At 68.0% G+C, this 1,051-nt stretch carries 1 protein-coding gene; it reads left to right on the top strand.

The genetic code is table 11. The features are described 5' to 3' along the window. Positions 1–51: 51 nt before the first annotated feature. Positions 52–1,051: IS30 family transposase (locus tag IM689_RS14480; RefSeq protein ID WP_193644557.1), on the top strand; the 1,000-nt coding region annotated here is incomplete at its 3' end.

Raw genomic sequence — 1,051 nt, 5'->3', positions numbered from 1 at the left:
GGCGAGTTCAACCGGTCAACGCACCACCACCGATAGGGGATCGTGGGTGTCATGGCCGGGTTGTCGAACGAGCAGCAGGAGAACGTCTGGGCGTTGTGGGCGAAGGGTGAGTCGATCAGGCTCATCGCCCGCACGATCGGCGTCAGCCAAACCCCAGTCCGGACGCTGCTGCGCCGCCATGGCGGAGTGAAACCGCCGCCGCGCGCCCGGAACCGGCGGCACCTGTCGCTGAGTGAACGTGAAGAGATCTCCCGCGGCCTCGCCGCCGGCTTATCGTGCCGTGTCATCGCCGCTCGGCTGGGACGGCATCACACGAGCATCAGCCGCGAAGTCGCCCGCCACGGCGGCCCCGGCACCTATCGCGCGGCCAGCGCTGACGCGGGCGCGTGGCGCAACGCGCGCCGCCCGAAACCCTCACGCCTCCACCGCGACCCGGCGCTGTCGAGCCTAGTCGCGGCGAAGCTGGAACGAGGGTGGTCACCCACCCAGATCGCCCACTGGCTACGGCGCGAACAGCAGGATTCGTTGTCGCACGAGTCGATCTACCACGCCCTGTACACCGGCCAGATCCGTGCGCCACGACAGGGAAGCCTCCTGCGATCAGGGCGATCCCTGCGCCATGCGCGCGTCGCGAAGCCCCGACAACGCCGCGGCGTGTTGCGGAACATGGCCTCCATTCACGATCGACCCGCCAGCGTCGAAGACCGGGCCGAAGTCGGCCATTGGGAAGGTGACCTCATCATGGGCCAGCGCCCGTCCGCCGTGGCCACCCTCGTCGAACGCTCCACCCGCCTGGTGCGCGTCGTTGCCCTGCCCGACGGGTATAAGGCTGACGCCGTCAGGGACGCTCTCATCGAGAATCTCGCCGACGTGCCGCCGCAGTTTCGTCGGTCGTTGACGTGGGATCGCGGCAGGGAAATGGCCTTCCACGACCAGGTGACGCACGCCCTGGGCATGCAAGTGTTCTTCTGTGACGCCCGTTCGCCATGGCAGCGCGGCACGAACGAAAACACGAACCGGTTGCTGCGTCAGTACCTCGCGAAGAACGCCG

The sequence above is a fragment of the Dermacoccus barathri genome (assembly GCF_015070805.1).
Taxonomy (GTDB): domain Bacteria; phylum Actinomycetota; class Actinomycetes; order Actinomycetales; family Dermatophilaceae; genus Dermacoccus; species Dermacoccus abyssi.
The sequence above is the reverse complement of the archived record's forward strand: the minus strand, read 5'-3'. Positions and strand labels throughout refer to the sequence as shown.